Genomic DNA, 16,343 nt, shown 5'->3' with positions numbered 1-16,343 from the left:
CCCAAAGCCCGCCCCCCAAAGCCCGCCTCCCTGAGCGAACCCGTGGTCCGCACACTCCGCACACCCGCATCCTATTCGGGTTGCCGAATAGAAGTGCCCGGCCATACTATTCGTACAGGCGAATAGGTGCACAGGCGAATAGGCGAATAGGCGCACAGGCACACAGGGAGAGGCCCCACCGATGAAGTCCACCGCCACACCGCCCCCACCGCCCACAGCACCCGAGGCAGCCGCCTGCACTCACCTGGACACCACGGCCCGCTTCTTCCGCGCACTGTCCGACCCGACCCGGCTCAAGCTGCTGGAGTTCATCCTGCGCGGCGAGCGCACCGCAGCCGACTGTGTCGCGCACGCCGGGATCTCCCAGCCACGTGTCTCCATCCACCTGTCCTGCCTCGCCGACTGCGGTTACGTCACCGCCCGCCGCGACGGCAGGAAGCTGCGCTACACCGTGGGCGACCCCCGCGTCGCGGACCTCGTCCTGCTGGCCCGTTCTCTGGCCGCGGACAACGCGACGGCGCTGGACTGCTGCCCCCGCATCCCGTCGGCCGCCGATGCCTGAGCAAGGAGCCGATCATGCGGATCACCGTGCTGACCGTGCCCGACTGCCCCAACGCCCCGGTCGTCGGCGACCGGCTGGACGCCGCACTGGGCGGCCTGGAAGCCGTGATCGAGTGGATCGAGGTCACCGACGACGCACAGGCCGCCCGCCTCGGCATGACCGGCTCACCCACCGTCCTGGTGGACGGCGTGGACCCGTTCGCCACGGCGGACGCTCCGGCCTCCGTCTCGTGCCGCCTGTACCGGAGACCGGACGGGGCGACGGACGGAGCGCCGAGTGTCGCTGACCTTCGCAATGCGTTGATCAGTGCCGTCGCGACCGAAGACGGGCTCGCCCTCGACGCGGTGGGCCGGGCGGGACGCGGCAGACTCACCCCGGTCACCGGCGGCCTGCGCGGCATGCAGCAGGCGATACTCCGTCACTTCGCGGCAACCGGGCAGGCGCCCGCGACGCCGGACCTGGCGGCGGTGGCCGCGGCGCACGGCCGAACCGCGCCGGAGGTACTCGCCGAGCTCGCGGTCGAGGACTTCCTCACCCTCGACGACGAGGGCCATGTCCGCGCGGCCTATCCGTTCTCGGCGGTACCCACCCACCATCGCGTCCGCCTCACCGACGGCACCCAGATCTGGTCCATGTGCGCGATCGACGCACTCGGCATCCCGGACATGCTCGACACCGACGCGGTGATCACCTCCGCCGATCCGATCAGCGGCGAGACCATCTCCATCACCTCCACCGACGGACACATGACCTGGCAGCCCGCCACCGCCGTGGTCTACGTCGGTCGGCGCTGCTGCACCGGCCCGGCTGCCGACGTCGCCTGCAGCGCCCTGAACTTCTTCACCAGCCGCCGCCACGCCCGCACTTGGGCCGAACAGCACCCCGACCACACCGGCAGGGCCGTCGACCAGGCCCGCGCCGAGGCCCTCGGCCGAGCCATCTTCGGGCACTTGCTGACGCAGCCACGTCCGGGACGCGAGGAGACCTGACCATGCAGACCACACCCCTACGAGTCGGCCTGGCCACACGATGACAGCCGCCCTGCGCATCCGCATCGACGCCGTCGACCTGCCCGGTCCGACCTGCCCTCCCGGAGTCCCCGCCGACGGCTCCGTCCCGGCCTACCGCAACATCCACGTCGCCGTACAGCGCCGCGACCGCCCGGCCGAACTCCTCGACCCCCAACCCGGTGATGCTCCGTCGGCGACCTGGACCCTGGAGTGCACCACGACCGCCACACCGACCGGCATCGACGTGAAGGGCCCGTACGTACAAGGCCGTCCGGGCGGCCGGTTCATCTACCTGTCGTGGGGCACGGTCGACGACGCCGGCGCTTTCACCATGTTCCGGCGAGCCAAACTCATGCTCGACGCCGTCCCCGCCGAGGTACTCGACGCCTGGACACGAAGCGGCCTACTGGTCGGCACACTCGGCCTGACCGACGCCTGCGGCACCCCCCTGTGCGCACGGGTCGTACCGCCACGCATCGACTGGACCGCCGAGCCTGCGGACTGAGAACGACCGCTCACACGGCCGCGGATGCACGCTGCGGCTCCGCCGGCGTCGGTGCACGGCGGCGAGGCGGCGGCCACGACCGGCGTGCGATCGGTCGGTCCGCCCATCACGGTCTGGCGGGGCCCTGGTGCGCAGGGCATGCGATCCCGATGCCGCAGTGACACAAAGCCCGCATTAGAAATGGAATCCATTTTCATGTAGCGTCTGCGTCGCGCCGCCCAGAGAGGACCCGAACCATGGCTGTACCCAAGCGGAAGATGTCCCGCAGCAACACCCGTCACCGCCGCGCTCAGTGGAAGGCGATCACGCCGCAGCTCGTGCCGATCACGGTCGACGGCGTCGCCCACCTGGTGCCGCAGCGGCTGGCCAAGGCGTACGAGCGCGGTCTGCTGCGCCCCGAAGGCTGACGGGCATGGCCGAACGACTGCCCGTCACCGTCCTGTCCGGCTTCCTCGGAGCGGGCAAGACCACCTTGCTCAACCATGTTCTGAGCAACCGCGAGGGCCTGCGCGTCGCGGTCATCGTCAACGACATGAGCGAGATCAACATCGACGCCGCACTCGTGCGCGGCGGCGAGGCCGCCCTGTCGCGGACCGAGGAGCGTCTGGTCGAGATGACCAATGGGTGCATCTGCTGCACCCTGCGCGACGACCTGCTCGAGGAGGTCGACCGCCTCGCCCGCGAGGACCGCTTCGACTACCTCCTCATCGAGTCCAGCGGCATCTCCGAACCGATGCCCGTCGCAGCGACCTTCGCCTTCCTCCGCGACGACGGCGCCACCCTCGGCGACCTCGCCCGCCTCGACACCATGGTCACGGTCGTCGACGCCGCGGGCTTCCTGCCGGAATTGGAACGCGGCGACGGACTCGCCGAACGCGGACTCGACCAGTACGAGGACGACGAACGCACCGTCAGCGACCTGCTGATGGACCAGATCGAGTTCGCCGACGTCATCGTGCTCAACAAGCTCGACCTCGTCGATGCGCAGAGCGCCGACCGGCTGCGCGCGGCACTGACCCGCCTCAACCCGGTGGCCCGGATCGTGGCCGCCACCCGCGCTCGCGTGGAACTCGGCGACGTGCTCGGGACCGGGCTGTTCGACCTGGAGCGGGCCCAGCAGGCCCCGGGCTGGGTCATGGAACTCAACGGCGATCACGTGCCGGAGACCGAGGAGTACGGCATCTCCAGCACGGTCTTCCGCTCCCAGGTGCCATTCCACCCGGGGCGCCTGTGGACGCTCGTCACCGAGGAACTCGACAGCGGCCGCTTCGGACAGGTCCTGCGCTCCAAGGGGTTCTTCTGGCTCGCCAGCCGTCCGGGCGTGACCGGCTTGTGGTCACAGGCCGGCTCCGTCGCCCGCTTCGAACCCTCCGGTGCCCGGGACGCGGACAGCTCATGGGGCCAGGAACTGGTCTTCATCGGAACCGGCCTGCGCACCGAGGCTCTTCAGGCCGCCGTTGCCGACTGCCTCATGAACGATGGCGAAATCCTTCTGGCCGCCGATCCGTTCCCCGCGTGGGACACCTACGGCATCGACGACGCCTGCGAGCACGAGCACCCCGAACTCGTACCGCAGATGTGAAGTCTCCGGGTTGGGCAGTGGTCGCAGCCACGGCACTGCCCAACCCGGTAGGCACAAGCCCCACGCGGGCTCAACGCACTGCCCCGCAGGGGCAGGCACCGTGCGGTGCCCGCCCCTGCCCCCCGCCCGATGGCTCAGGCGGCCACGGGCTGTGGCCCTGGCGTCGGGGTCGCCAGGCGGCCGGTACGGTGCAGGCCGTACAGGGCGGCGGCGCAGGCCAGACCGAGCGCTACCAGCGAGATCCACGGAAGTGCGGGCATCCCGGCCTCGCGGGCAGCGTCGAGTGAGGCGCCGGTGAGCAGGTTCCCCAGGGTGATGCCGATTCCGCAGATGGTGTTGTACAGGCCGTAGTGCGTGGCGACGAGGCGGTCACCCGAGAGGCGGACGATGGTGTCCATCTCGAAGGGGTACGCGATCATCGTGCCGACCGCCAGCAGCAGCGCGGCGAGCGTAGGCGGTACCGCCGCAAGCAGCCACAGTCCCCCGCCGGCCTCCGGGACGGGCATCGCGGTGGCCGGCAGTAGGGGCACGAAGGCCAGGCCCATGCAGACCAGCCCCCGGGTCAGCGCCTGGCCGGGCTCGTAGCGGGCCTTGCACCAGGCGGTCACCCGGGTCTGGCCGACGATCGTGCTCAGCCCGGAAACGGCGAACAGCGCCGCCACCGCAGCCGTGCCGAACTCGCCTTCCCCGCCAAGGCGCCGTACCTCCAGCGGAAGCGCCAGATAGACCTGGAAGGACAGGACGTACGAGCCGATCATCGCGCCGGAGAAGAGCAGAAACGGCCGGTTGGCGAGAATGCCGCGCCACTGGGTCAATACGCCGTCCCGGCCCCGGCCCTCCTTGGGCGCGGCGTCCTCGGCCCGGCGGGCAGGCAGAGCGCGGATCTGCACGACGGACAGCAACGCGAAGATCCCGGCGGCCACCAGGCACGTGATGCGGAAGTCCACCCCGGTCAACACCATCCCCACAAGCGGGCCCAGCAGGATCCCGGCCTGGTAGAAGATGTTGAACAGCGCGAACGCCTCGACCCTGCGCTCCCCCGCGTCGGCGGCGAGATACGCCCGGACCGCGGGATTGAACAGCGCCCCCGCGAGCCCGGTCGCCGCAGAGGCGGCGATCAGCGCGGCCAGCGAGTCGACCAGTCCGAGCGTCGCGAAGCCGGCCGTGCGCAGCACGCATCCGGCCACGATCATCGGCTTGTAGCCGAGCCGGTCGGCGAGCGTCCCGCCGACGAGGAACATGCCCTGTTGGCTGAAGTTCCTTACGCCGAGGACGAGTCCGACGACCCAGCCGGCCAGACCGAGGGTGCCGGACAGGTGGGCGGCCAGGTAGGGCATCAGCATGTAGAAGCCGAGATTGATGGTGAACTGATTGACCATCAGCAGCTGGACGCTGCGTTCGTAGGTGCGGACCTGTGCGAGGGTGCCCTTCACCGGCCCTCCTCCGTCGCGTCGGTCTCCTCCATCGCGTCGGTCTCCTCCGACGGCTCGGCCGACGTGAGCGGGTCGGTCACGGTGGTGCACCGGGTCCAGCGGGTGACCTCCTTCTCGTCGGCGCGGCCGATGACCTCCGGCTCGGGCGCGGGCGGGGCGTCGAGCAGGCCGTGGGCGGCGCAGTAGTCGTCGTCGAACACCGTGCCGAGGTAGCGCTGCGGGCCGTCGGGGAAGATCGCCGCGATCCGGGTGTCCGCGGGCAGGCTGCGGGCCAGCCATCCCGCGGCCAGGGCGACGGCACCGACGCTCCACCCGCCGGTGGCGTAGTGCGAGGCGGCCAGTTGGCGGCAGGTCCATACCGCCTCGGCCGGGGCCACCCAGTGGACTTCGGAGAAGTTCTCGTAGGCGACGTTGCGGGGATAGATGCTCGATCCCAGGCCCCGCATCAGCCGTGGCCGGGTCGGCTGGCCGAAGATCGTGGAACCGATGGTGTCGACCCCGACGACCTTCAGCCCAGGGTAGAGCTGCCTCAGCACGCGGGAGACTCCGGCGGAGTGCCCGCCGGTGCCCACGCTGCACACCAGGACGTCAATATGGCCCAGCTCGGTGGCCAGTTCCAGGGCGAGCGGGATGTAGGCGGTGGTGTTGTCGGGGTTGTTGTACTGGTCCGGGCACCAGGAGCCGGGGTGCTGGGCCATCAGCTGCTGGACCCGTTCGCGGCGGGCCTGCTGCCAGCCGCCGGTGGGGTGCGGTTCGGAGACGACATTGACCTGGGCACCATAGGCGGTCAGCAGCCGGGTCATGGACAACTCCAACCCGGGGTCGGTGACCACGGTGACCGGGTGGCCGTACACCATGCCGGCCAGGGCGAGGCCCAGGCCGAGCGTGCCGCTGGTGGACTCGATGATCCGGGCGCCGGGCTGCAACTCGCCCCGGGCGCGGGCCCGTTCCACCATGTGCAGACCGGGCCTGTCCTTGATCCCGCCAGGGTTGAAGCCCTCCAGCTTCGCCCAGAAGCCACGGTCCGCCGGTGCCAGCGGCTCCGACACCCGCAGCAGCGGCGTGTTGCCCACCAGCGCCGACAGGGCTGAACGGTCGGGCGTGACGGCGGTGTTCGTCAGCGACTTGTTCGTCAGTGACTGCAGTGACTGCATCTCTTTCGCTCTCGCTCGATGAATGCGCGGATGAATGCGCGGTGCGTGCTCATCTCGCGCCACGGCCGCACGGCGGACGATCGGTCCGGGCGTGGTGGCCGTCACGCGGCAGCCGGTGCGGGGCCGGCTGCGGGCGAGAGGTCTAGATGCGCCACCGGGACGTGCGGACGAGGGCGGTCCTGCCCGTACGTCTGCCGCGGCGCCGGTGCGGACGGCGGCGTGCGGGCGGCCCTCCCAGGACCGCCGGGGCACCGACGAGCGCCGCCGCCCCGGCGTCGACGGGCGGCTGCTGAACCGCCTGGGTGGTCGTACGGACGGCCTCGTCCACGGCGCACTCCGCGTCCCCCTGGTGGCGGTGCGGTCCGTGGGGCAACGCTTCGCCCGCCGGCGGCGCCCACGCCGCGGTGACGGCAGGTGTCGGTCGCCCCGGCTCCTCGGACGGCCCGTGTGCGAGCACGCACAGGCCGATGACCGCCAGCAGGGCAGCGTGCAGCAGAGCGGAGAGTGGGCGCGGCCGGCGCGGGTCGGCCACGGCCCGCGGGGCATACGTCGGCGTACGGGAGTGGGTCGGCACAGGTCCTCCGTGCACCCGCCGTCTCCTCGGCCACGGCGGCAACCATGGCGAAGGGAAGCGGCAGGCATGGGTGGGGGCAGGACGGCATCGACGAGGCAGAGCCGGGTCCCGGGCATGTGTGCGGGATCCGGTGGGTGTCGCGCGGGAGCGGCGAACCGTTCTCATCGCCCGTCGAGCCGGGCCGGCTGGAACAGCCAGGAGGGGAGGACGCGGCTTCTAGACCTGCTGAACCACGGACAATCTCAGGGACGTCGGCGGCCCGGCAACGAGCACGGGCTCACCCCAGCGCAGTGTGACCGACGCACGGTGGGCAACGGTCGATGCGCCAACCGAAGCTGCGGAGCAGGGCGGCGCCACCACCGGTCCCTGCGGCGGCTGGCCGGATACACAGTGCTCACTCGGATGCGCCGGGCCGTGGCCTTCATGCGGCTCGCCCATCGCGGCGGGCCGGGACAGAACCTGCGTCTCCGTTGCACCGAGGGCCTCTTCGGGCACCACCTGCGCGGGCGCTGCGGCGCTGGTCACCACATGCCCCTTGACGCTCTCGACGTCCAGTCCGTGCGTGAACACGACGCCGAACAGCACGGCCATGGCCAGCACACACAGCGACGGACCCGCAGACAAACGGGCCCGCACCATGCGCGGGACTGACCAAGCCGTAATCACGCCGTGATACTAACGGCCCGCTGACCTTGATCCACCAACTCCCGCACAACAGCGCGTTAACGAGCCAGGCAATGACCGATTCGCTTCGTCGAGCACCCGGCGCGCCACGCAGCATCGCCCCGGGGGCACCGGCACCACCCCAGGCGCCGGCCTGACGGTGAGCACTCCCCACTCCCGGTTCGTTCGTACTAAGCGGCGGCGCGGCACACCTGACTGCCCATCAGAACGGGCGTCACGAGCGTCACTTCAGCGTCGAGATATCGGCCTTAACGCCCACAGCGCTCATCCTGCACACCGCACGAACCAGCAGGTCAGACACCCTTTGCCGCAGGCTCCAGAATCGCGACGCACTCCACATGATGCGTCATCGGAAAGGTGTCGGCCTGAGTGAGATGTGGAAAAGACCAGGTCAGAGCATCTTTCTCAGCTCGCCGAGGAGCGTGAGGGCACCCAGAGCGTCAAATGAGCGCCACGACTGGCCGGACCAGCTTACTCAACCAGCCGCTTCGATCAGGTCCGCCAACAGGACGCCGGCCACCAGTTCCTCGACCACGGCGGTACCGTGTTCGGCCATGGCACGGGTCAGCTCTGGGTCCCAGGGAGCCTCGGTGAGTCGGCCGGGCTCAGGTCCGTGCGGTGTGCGGGCGACCGCGGCCCGGTAGTCCGCCGCCGTCATGCGCCAGGGTCGAGCTGGCGTCTTGTCCAGAAGATAGGCGGCGATACGGATGCCTTCGCCATCGAAGTCGCCGTGGTAGCGGAGGAGAGCGCCCTGATCCGCGAGAAGGCGGAGGACGTGGATGGCCGCGCTGTTGGGCCAGCCGGATGTGCACACGAGCGGCGGACAGTCCGGACCGAAGCGGCGTACGGCCAGAGCCAGGATGCTGGGGTTTTCAACGGAGTGGACGATGGGTGCGGGATCGGAGGCGAGGGTGAACTCGCCCGGGGACCGCAGTTGGGCGAGGGTCAGGCTGGCGGCCTGACCGGCCTCGGTACAGACACGGGCCACACGGGCGAGCGGACCGTCACCGGCCGGGCGTAGTCCAGCGACGAGAACGGCGGACGACAGGTCGTCGTCGGCGATGCCGGCGCGAGTCCACAGGGCGCGCCGGTCCGCCGCGGACTCCGGCGCGGCGGTGTCGTGAAGAGTCGCCAGAGCACGAAGGACGAGTGTGGACAGGCGGGTACCGTCGTCGAGTGCGTGGGAGTCGCCCCTCAGGACCCGGGCAGCGAAGACGGGCAGGGGCTCGGCCTGGGCCGGGAGTTCCGCGAGCACCGTCAACGCGTCTGCCAGCAGGTTTCGGGTCAGTTCCGGTGAGCCACCGACCATGCCGGTGGCTCGGCACGACGCGGTCCAGTCGGCAAGCGCGGGCTGGGCCCGTACGGTGGCATGACCGTTCAACCATGCCCACAGCTCGGCACGTTCGTCTTCCTTACGGCGTCGATCTGTCGCGCGATCGTCGAGGGGACCTACGAGTTCGGTGACGGTTTCACGCACCGAGAAGCCGGACAGCTCGGTGACGGCCTCTTCCAGGCGGGCCAGCGAGACGGAAGGGTGAGGATCCGGCAGGCGGTCCAGCCCCAGAAGGTCGGCAAGAGCCTCGCGCTGAGCTTCGTCAAGCGGTCCGAGGCGCACCCGTGTGACGGGGCGGCCGGAGGACAGTCGGCTGTGGACCGTCTGCCAGAGCGAGCGGAGCTCGGGACGGCGCAGAGTGCTTTCACCTAGGGCCGGTTCCGTGTGGGTCATCCCGCCTCCAAACCGGTGCCGTTCCAGACGAAGCGAGCGCTGGTGACAGCGTCGTCGTCCCCGTCGGTGAGGAGTTGGTGGACAGCGATGCCGGGTAGTTCGCCGTAGGTGCACCACTCGTGGTCGGAGGTGACCATGAGATCAAGGTCGAGCGCGGTGAGCAGGGCGAAGACCTGCCCGCGGTTGACGGCGTCGACGCCGACGAAGACCTCGTCGAGCAGGATGGGACGGGGTGCCAGCGGCACGGCCTCGTAGTGAGCGGCGACGGCGGCAAACAGCGGCAGGTGAAGAGCGATGGCCTTCTCTCCGCCGGAGAGCGCGCCATGCAGCTTCTTGGTCAGCGGCTGCCAGCCGGTTCCGTTCGCCCGATCGAGGCGCACGGTGAAGCGGTGCCAAGCGGTGTAGTCGAGCACCTCGCCGAGCTGCTCCTCCCAGCTCGCGGCCGTGTCGCTGCCCTTGGCCTCCTCGATACGGGCCCGGAAGAACGCGTGAAGGGCTTCCCGGTCGGTCTCGTTGACCCGGCCGGGGTCCTTGAGCAGCAGCTGACGGGCGGTGCGGGTATCCTCCGGGAGATCCGGACGGACGTCCCAGACAAGCTGGACGGCGACGTTAGAGGCGGTACGAACCCCCTCCAGGTGCCCGTTCATGCGGTCGACGAGTTCCGCGGCCTGACGGATGCGGGCGGCGAGGTGACGACGGATGTCGCCGGTGAGGATCTGGTCGAAGAGGCTCCGCTCGGCGGTGGTGATGTCGTAACTACTGCGATCGCGCTCCTGGGTGAGCGTGGTGAGGAGGCCCGTCGCACCCACCCGCATACCGTCCAGGGTGGCGGTGAACAGCTGGATCTCGTCGTCGGGCTCCAGATCCAGGTCGGCACGGGCACCGAGGCGCTGGCGGGCTTCGTGGACCGCTTCGGAAAGGCGGGTCGCGGCATCGCCCAGGTTGCGTGGGGCGTGCGGGATGCCGGACCACTTCGCCGCTGTGGCACGGGCGGCCTCCAGAGTGGCCTTCGCGCCGTCTCCGGATTCGAGTTCCGGTGCGATACCCGCATCCTCCGCGAGCCCCACCAGACACAGATGCCGGAACCGGTGCGCCGCGCGGTCCCGGGTGGCGACGGCTTGTTCCCGTCGTTCGGCGTCCTGGCCACTGGTTGCCCGCAGCCCTCCGATACGGCCTTCGAGGCGCAGGAGGAGATCGGCCGCACGGCTCACCTCCTCACGGCAGCGCCGCAGTTCGGCGCGCGCCTCGGCGACGCGTGCGACGATCTGCCGGTAGTCCTCGCCGACGGTGGCCTCCACCGCCTCCAGGCGCGCCGTCAGTCCCGTCGCCTCGGCTTCGGCGGCAGCGGCGGTCTCGGCCTGTTCCTCGGCGGCTCGGCGCGAGCGGTCTGCCTGCGCGGTGGTCTGACAAGCCCTGTCGGCGGCAGCGGTCGCGGTGAGACGGGCGTCCACCCAACTGTCGGCGAGGTCCCTGAACCTGTCGATGTCGGAGGAGAGCTTATGCAACCGGTCACGATCGGTGGGAAGTCCGTGTTCCGCGGCCCGACGGCTGAGCGTGCCCAGGTCACCTGCCACCTTGGTCTCGCACCGGGCCAAATGGGCTGCCGCGTCGCGCACGGCATCGTCCCGGGCAGCCACCTTCTCCTCGGCTCGGTCCCAGTCGCGCCGACGGGCGTCAAGTTCCCGGTGGTCGGGTCGCGCCGCGCGGTCTGCATCCAGCCGGGCGCGGCGAGCGCCGAGGCCGCGCAGTTGGTCGTCGAGCGTGGCGAGGGAGGCGTTCGTCTCGCTGATGTGCTCGGTCAGTTCACCGATCCTGCGCTGCCGGGCCCGTTGCCGCGCGAGGGCACCGATGTAAGCGGGTTCCGGCTTGCTCCACGTTCCGGTGGCCAGCGCGAGACGCCAGGCACCGTCGGCGGAGACGGCCGCGGGGTGACCGCCGGGCAGTGAAGTGCCGTACGCGACACCGGCGAGGATACGGGTCACGGTGTCGACCGGGACGGGGATGTCCTCCTCGAGTTTCAGCACCTCCAGCAGACTGGGCCCCGAGGCGGTCGCGGCCAAGGCCGCCTCGGCTCGGGTGTCGTGCCCCGGCAGCGTGATCCCGTCGTAGGGGCTGACCCACGCATCCAGGAGGCCCGATGCCTCCAGTGCCGCCTCCACCGCAGCCTGAACGGGAACCGGAACACCTTCGTGGAAGGCGACCAGTCGCCACAAAGGTGCGCCCGCCGTCGCAGTGCGGATGGCGGTGCGGGTAGGAGGGGGCAAAGGCGGCAGGTCGGTCTCGTGGCTCAGCCGTCGAACTTCCGCCTCAAGTCGACTCCGCTCGTCCCGCAGCTCCCTACATGCCGCTCGCGCAGTGGCCTCCGCTGTGGCGATCTCTTGTTCCAGCGGGCGTGCGGCGGCTTCGACCAGTGCCGTCACCTCGGCCTCGGACGCGGCTCTGTCCGCCAGTTCCCCAACCTCGGCTATGCACAGTTCCGCGCAGTCGCCGGCCCAGCCGAGCAGCCGTTCCGCCTGTACGGCAAGGGCACCGTCCCAGGCTTCGGACGCCTCGTCCCGCTGGGCGATCGCCTCCGCAAGCCGGGTACGGGCTTCGTCCAGCAGACTCTCGGCGGCGCCCCGGTCGCGTACCGCTCGGTCGTGCTCGTCCATCGCTTCGGTGATGAGGGCGACCTGCTGGCGGCGGGCGGTGACCGCACCCCGCAGCAGCCCGCGGGCCTGTCGTGCCCCGTTCTCGCCCGGCGTGCGTGAACCGGCGGAGCCCAAGGGCCGACGCCCACCGGCCTCGTGGTCCGGGCTGTCTGCGAGGTTTCGTACGGAATCCGTGTCTAGAAGCGTCTTCACCTCATGATGGATCGACTCCATACCCGCCGCCCGGGCCGACCGGCGTGCTTCCTCGGCGGCTTCGCGCGCGTGCTCGTCGAAGGTGCGGGCCTGGGCCGCCGCCTCGTCGGCGTAGCTCTGGTCCTGCTCCGCGCTGATCTGAGTGGCCTGCGCAGTGGCACGCTGTCGTCCGGCGACGGCTGCCGCTTCTTGCGTACGCCGGCGGAGCCGGTCGAGTTCCTCGCCCTGCTTGTACGCGTCGCTCTCGCGCAGCCCCTCGACGGTCTCCTCCAGGGCGTGCGCGCGCAGTTCCTGTTCCTCGCGCCGGGCCTGAGCGGAGTCCCGTTCTGTCAGAGCCTGTTCGAGTTCCTCGGCGCTCTGGCGGGCGGCGCGGGTGAGGTCGTCCATCTCCGTGGTCGCCGAGATCAGCGCGGCCGAGCCAGCACGCAGGACACGTCGTGCGTAGGCGCGCTGCCGGGATGCGACGGTCTGTGCCGCTGTCACCTCGTCGTCGAGCCGTTTGAGGTGTTCGCGCTGGCGGTCCAGCCGCTCGAATCCTTCGGCGAGTTCAGCGATCTCGCCTTCGTCCAGTGGGGGAAGGGCGCGGGACAACAGGATGGAGAGCAGGGACGGATCGAGCCGTTCGGACAGTTTGGGCTGGCGCAACTGGAGCAGGGCGGACAACAACGACTCATAACGTTGCTCCCCCATACAGGCGAACAATTCACGTCGTACAGCCGTGCGGTAGTCGGTGGCCGAGGCATGGACGTCGCCGCGGTCGCGCAGTACCTCGACCAGAGCTGCGCGTGTCAGCGGCTGTCCCGCCTCGTTGACGAGGAGGACGCCGGTGGGGTGGGCGATCCTGGAGCCGGTGGTGAAGTAGTCAGCGTGTGCCCCGCTGGTGTGCACGCTCGCCTGCAGACGCGCACCACAGCCGAACCACCGCTCGGCGCCATCGTCGCCGACGCGGCGGAACTCCATCCACACATACCCGACACGGGTCTTGCCGACGGCGCCTTCGCCAAGCAGGTTCCAGTGCATGGTGCGTTCCGAACCACCGAACGTGGACAGGCGGTTGGGACGCAGGCTGGCGTCGAAGAGGAAGGGCAGAAGAAGCTCAAGCGCCTTGGACTTGCCCGAACCGTTCTGGCCGCGGAGCAGCAGGCGGCCCTGATGGAAAGTGAAGGTCTCGTCGTAGTAGCGCCAAACGTTGAGGATGCCCGCGCGGTGCGGCTGCCAGCGGCTGCGGGCCGCATCTACCGCCGTCGCCGGTGTCGCAGGCGACTCGGCAGACTCGGGCCGCCGCGGGACCGGAAGCTCTGTCACACTCACTGCTGGTCCCCTTCTGCCGTAACGCCACCAGAAACCACGGCGCCTGCCCTCTCGCGCTCGCTCACGTCCCACCCCGGTCCGAGCTTGTCATCCGGATCCGGACTCGTCGTCTCCGTCAAGCGATAGCGGTACGCGGCCGGGTATGCGACGACACGCCTCCCGGCCGCGCGGACGAGCCCGACATCACGCAGGACGCGTATCGCGTCCTCGGAAAGCCGGACCGCGCCGTCCTCGGACTGATACGCCTTGGCCCAGCGCGGGAAGCGCCGCAGCAGACCCGCTCCAGCCTCGGTGAGCTGTTCGGGCAGCATTCCGGCGGGCGTGGCGCAGAGCGGCTCCAGAAGGAGCAGTGCGGCCACCCTGGCAGTGGAAGTGCCGTCGGGGAAGCGGACATCGGTGGCGATCCCATCCGGGTCCACGAGCAGGAAGCCCTCCGCACGTTCCTCCAAGAGGAAGCCTGCCTGTTCGACCGATCGACGCAGGATCTGACGTCCAGTCAGAGACGAGATGTAGGCCAGCTCGTCCTCGGCGAGGTCGGCCCGGTGCAGCACGGGGTCGTCGAAGAGGCGGCGCAGCACCGAGTGGCGCAGCCTCAGATTGCGTTGTGCATCAGTGGCGGCGCTCTCGCTGTGCGTCTCGTCGGCCGTCCCGTCGACGACCGCGCCGCCGTAGCGGCGTTCCCCCACCAGGCCGGTGAGGAGTTCCTCGAACCGCGCGGGCACCTCGTCCGGGGGTACGGCGAGTCGGGAGGCGCCGACGGGCGCGGCGGGCAACCGCATCAGCAGGGTGGTGTCCACGCGGTAGAGGACCTTGGCTTCCGCGGACTCGACGTACGCCTCGGTCGTACCATCCACCGCGCGCAGCACGTCGTACGACTCCAGCAACTTCAGGACATCGACGAATGCCATCCGCTCCGGCTTGTGGACCGGGGCGAACGCGGCCAGTGCCCGGTCGGCCGCCGTGGCCTGCACGACACGGTCGGCGAGCATGCCAATAGTTGTCATCGGCATCGACAGCAACTCGGCCGCGGTCACGCACAGCAGCACGTACCGCAGACGGTCGAACGGGGCCCTGCCGGAACGCGCTCTACGAGCCGGGCGGGAGCCGTCCGGGTTGGCGCGCACCTTGGTGAGGCGGGCGTAGCCTCGGCGAGGCTCCACCACCAGGCTCCAGCCGCAGGTGTAGTCGAACCACTGGGCCAGCGGCTCGCGACGGCGTCGTACCAGTTCGAAGCCAGTCGGGTCGGCAGTCTCGGTGAGAAGGGGGCGGGCCAGGAGGAGACGGATGGCGCGGGCGACCTCCTCCCGTTCCGCGGCGGCCAGCTGGTTGGCGAGGGTGCTCATCCTGCGGCCTCCTGCGCCGTGGCACGGAGGGCCGAGGAGACGCTCGCTCCACCCGCCGCTGTGATGTGGACGACGTAGTCCGGTCCGGTCAGTGAGCCCTTCGCGGTGTGCAGTACGGCGGTGCGCTCATCGGAAGGCGGTGCCAGAGCGATCTCAACCCGGCCGMCTCCCGTCGTGGCGCGCCTCAAACCGCTCGCGTCCGGCCGGGCGGCCAGGGCACGGCCAAACAGGTCGAGCAAACGGTCGAAGACAGCGGGATCCAACGTGCCGAAGGTGGAAAGACGAACAGGTCCCACTGTCTCCAGCACCTGCCAGGCGCGTGCGAGTTCCGCTCGCTCCGCGCGAGCCCGCTCGGCACGCTCCGCCCTGACAGCCGCAACGTCCCGCACCTTGGCCGTGCGAGTGAACCGCTCCGTCCGTCCACTGGTCCGCAGCAGCGCCGACACCTCCACCGGTGGGGCCTCGGACCAGGAATGGGACGACGGGATCAGCTCAGGGTCGGAGTGGGCGAGATGAGCATGGCGGGCCGAACCGAGCCCGAAGGCCGCCGACCACAGCCGGTGCAGGTCCTCTTCCGCGGGGGCCGCCGCGAACCAGCGTGCCAGTTCCCGGAAGTCCTGCACGGCGCTGGATGAGCGGCGCCGCGACTCGTTGATCCGCTCCAGAACCTGCAAGAGCGAGACGATGGCCCGCCGGGCTATGTCGTGCAGCTGCTCGATCCGAGGTCGGGCACCGTCGTCCGCCAGGAACCACGCACGCAGGCCCGCCCAGCGCGCCCGCCTGCTCTCCAGCCAGCCGGCCGCGGGATCCCCACCGGCCACCGGCGGGAGCTCTGCCCCGCGCAGGGCCCGCTCGCGCAGTACGGCGGTCCCCCGCTCCTCCACTCGAGCCACGGCAGCGGCGACCGCCTGCCCGCGCCGGTCGAGGTTTACCAGGAACTCCTGCAGATACGCGACCGTGGCAGCCTTGACCTCACGGAACACCTCCAGATCCGCGCCCTCGGCGCGCAAGAGGCGCTGCAGTTCGCCGTTGAACGCCTTGGTGTTCTCCACCAGAGCGTCCAGATGCCCCTCCAGCTCCCGCAGCGTGCTGAAGATCCGTCGATCAGCCGACGCGGGTTCACCGGAGAGCAGGCACAGCTCGTCGAGCCGATCGGCGATCGCCTCCAGCACGGCCGTCTGCAGCGCGCCCGTGGAAGCCAGAACCTCAAGCGCGTGCCGCACTCCGGCAAGAGCAGCCTCGCCCCGGCGGGTCAGCGAATACTGCAGGTTGCGCCGTTCATATTCCTCGGCCGTGCGGTAGTTCTCCGCGTGGTTGTGCACCACATCCAAGAGCTCCCACTGCACAAGTCTCCTGAGCGCCTCATGTAGATCCTCATTCTCAACCGCCGCCACCCAGCCGACCCCGCGCAGCCGCTCTCGCACCACGTCGAGCCCGAGCGCCGTCTCCAGGTGCTCGCCGGCCATGCCGAAGACATCCAGCACTGCCCCGTACAGATCGGATCTCTCCACCGTCGTGAACCGGAACATCTCCGGTGGCACCCTGCGCACGCCTGTCGCCCTTCCCCCGCTGCCTCGGCGGCATCCGGATCTCCACCGTAGAGGGCGGTGCTGACA

At 70.2% G+C, this 16,343-nt stretch carries 13 protein-coding genes; 5 read left to right on the top strand and 8 right to left on the bottom strand.

Going from position 1 to position 16,343, the window contains the following annotated elements; genetic code table 11:
* Window positions 1-181: 181 nt before the first annotated feature.
* The 5 genes from EAO75_RS14780 (at window position 182) to EAO75_RS14760 (ending at window position 3,659) form a co-directional block, all read left to right on the top strand.
* Window positions 182-562 (top strand): ArsR/SmtB family transcription factor, encoded by a 381-nt coding sequence (locus tag EAO75_RS14780; RefSeq protein ID WP_147995518.1) that lies wholly within the window; start codon window positions 182-184, stop codon window positions 560-562.
* A gap of 14 nt (window positions 563-576) precedes the next feature.
* Window positions 577-1,551: an alkylmercury lyase family protein gene (locus EAO75_RS14775; RefSeq protein ID WP_147995517.1), complete on the top strand. Its 975-nt coding sequence runs from the start codon at window positions 577-579 to the stop codon at window positions 1,549-1,551.
* 40 nt (window positions 1,552-1,591) lie between these two features.
* Entirely contained in the window at window positions 1,592-2,077 is a 486-nt protein-coding gene (locus tag EAO75_RS14770) for a DUF5990 family protein (RefSeq protein WP_147995516.1), read from the top strand.
* A gap of 236 nt (window positions 2,078-2,313) precedes the next feature.
* Window positions 2,314-2,484, top strand: coding sequence for a 50S ribosomal protein L32 (rpmF, locus tag EAO75_RS48565; RefSeq protein ID WP_147995515.1), 171 nt, complete (start codon window positions 2,314-2,316; stop codon window positions 2,482-2,484).
* A gap of 5 nt (window positions 2,485-2,489) precedes the next feature.
* A complete protein-coding gene (locus tag EAO75_RS14760; RefSeq protein WP_147995514.1) occupies window positions 2,490-3,659 on the top strand; it encodes a GTP-binding protein in 1,170 nt (389 codons plus the stop codon).
* A gap of 134 nt (window positions 3,660-3,793) precedes the next feature.
* On the opposite strand, the gene EAO75_RS14755 is transcribed toward EAO75_RS14760, so the two are convergent.
* The 8 genes from EAO75_RS14755 to EAO75_RS14720 form a co-directional block, all read right to left on the bottom strand.
* A complete protein-coding gene (locus EAO75_RS14755) occupies window positions 3,794-5,092 on the bottom strand; it encodes an MFS transporter (RefSeq protein ID WP_147995513.1) in 1,299 nt (432 codons plus the stop codon).
* Complete coding sequence (locus EAO75_RS14750; protein WP_147995512.1) at window positions 5,089-6,246, bottom strand: PLP-dependent cysteine synthase family protein; 1,158 nt, start codon at window positions 6,244-6,246, stop codon at window positions 5,089-5,091. Before EAO75_RS14750 ends, EAO75_RS14755 begins: the two co-directional genes overlap by 4 nt.
* A 142-nt stretch (window positions 6,247-6,388) precedes the next feature.
* On the bottom strand, window positions 6,389-6,820 hold the full coding sequence (locus EAO75_RS14745; RefSeq protein ID WP_147995511.1) for a hypothetical protein: 432 nt from the start codon (window positions 6,818-6,820) through the stop codon (window positions 6,389-6,391).
* A gap of 216 nt (window positions 6,821-7,036) precedes the next feature.
* A complete protein-coding gene (locus EAO75_RS14740; RefSeq protein ID WP_261989292.1) occupies window positions 7,037-7,411 on the bottom strand; it encodes a hypothetical protein in 375 nt (124 codons plus the stop codon).
* Between the two features lie 568 nt (window positions 7,412-7,979).
* Window positions 7,980-9,230: a TIGR02679 family protein gene (locus tag EAO75_RS14735; protein WP_147995509.1), complete on the bottom strand. Its 1,251-nt coding sequence runs from the start codon at window positions 9,228-9,230 to the stop codon at window positions 7,980-7,982.
* Complete coding sequence (locus EAO75_RS14730) at window positions 9,227-13,384, bottom strand: TIGR02680 family protein (protein ID WP_147995508.1); 4,158 nt, start codon at window positions 13,382-13,384, stop codon at window positions 9,227-9,229. The genes EAO75_RS14735 and EAO75_RS14730 overlap by 4 nt, the downstream gene beginning before the upstream one ends.
* Complete coding sequence (locus tag EAO75_RS14725) at window positions 13,381-14,727, bottom strand: TIGR02678 family protein (protein WP_147995507.1); 1,347 nt, start codon at window positions 14,725-14,727, stop codon at window positions 13,381-13,383. The genes EAO75_RS14730 and EAO75_RS14725 overlap by 4 nt, the downstream gene beginning before the upstream one ends.
* Window positions 14,724-16,256: a TIGR02677 family protein gene (locus EAO75_RS14720; protein ID WP_261989291.1), complete on the bottom strand. Its 1,533-nt coding sequence runs from the start codon at window positions 16,254-16,256 to the stop codon at window positions 14,724-14,726. The genes EAO75_RS14725 and EAO75_RS14720 overlap by 4 nt, the downstream gene beginning before the upstream one ends.
* Between the last annotated feature and the right edge of the window lie 87 nt (window positions 16,257-16,343).

Source organism: Streptomyces sp. UW30, assembly GCF_008042075.1.
In the GTDB taxonomy this organism is placed as follows: domain Bacteria; phylum Actinomycetota; class Actinomycetes; order Streptomycetales; family Streptomycetaceae; genus Streptomyces.
Note: the sequence above shows the minus strand (reverse complement) of the source record. Positions and strands in the feature narration are given on the sequence as shown.

Bases quoted from the DNA above. Each gene is read 5' to 3' on its own strand.
- EAO75_RS14780 (WP_147995518.1), top strand. From the start codon at position 182: ATGAAGTCCACCGCCACACCGCCCCCACCGCCCACAGCACCCGAGGCA.
- EAO75_RS14775 (WP_147995517.1), top strand. From the start codon at position 577: ATGCGGATCACCGTGCTGACCGTGCCCGACTGCCCCAACGCCCCGGTC.
- EAO75_RS14770 (WP_147995516.1), top strand. From the start codon at position 1,592: ATGACAGCCGCCCTGCGCATCCGCATCGACGCCGTCGACCTGCCCGGT.
- rpmF (WP_147995515.1), top strand. From the start codon at position 2,314: ATGGCTGTACCCAAGCGGAAGATGTCCCGCAGCAACACCCGTCACCGC.
- EAO75_RS14760 (WP_147995514.1), top strand. From the start codon at position 2,490: ATGGCCGAACGACTGCCCGTCACCGTCCTGTCCGGCTTCCTCGGAGCG.
- EAO75_RS14750 (WP_147995512.1), bottom strand. From the start codon at position 6,246: ATGCAGTCACTGCAGTCACTGACGAACAAGTCGCTGACGAACACCGCC.
- EAO75_RS14740 (WP_261989292.1), bottom strand. From the start codon at position 7,411: ATGGCCGTGCTGTTCGGCGTCGTGTTCACGCACGGACTGGACGTCGAG.
- EAO75_RS14735 (WP_147995509.1), bottom strand. From the start codon at position 9,230: ATGACCCACACGGAACCGGCCCTAGGTGAAAGCACTCTGCGCCGTCCC.
- EAO75_RS14725 (WP_147995507.1), bottom strand. From the start codon at position 14,727: ATGAGCACCCTCGCCAACCAGCTGGCCGCCGCGGAACGGGAGGAGGTC.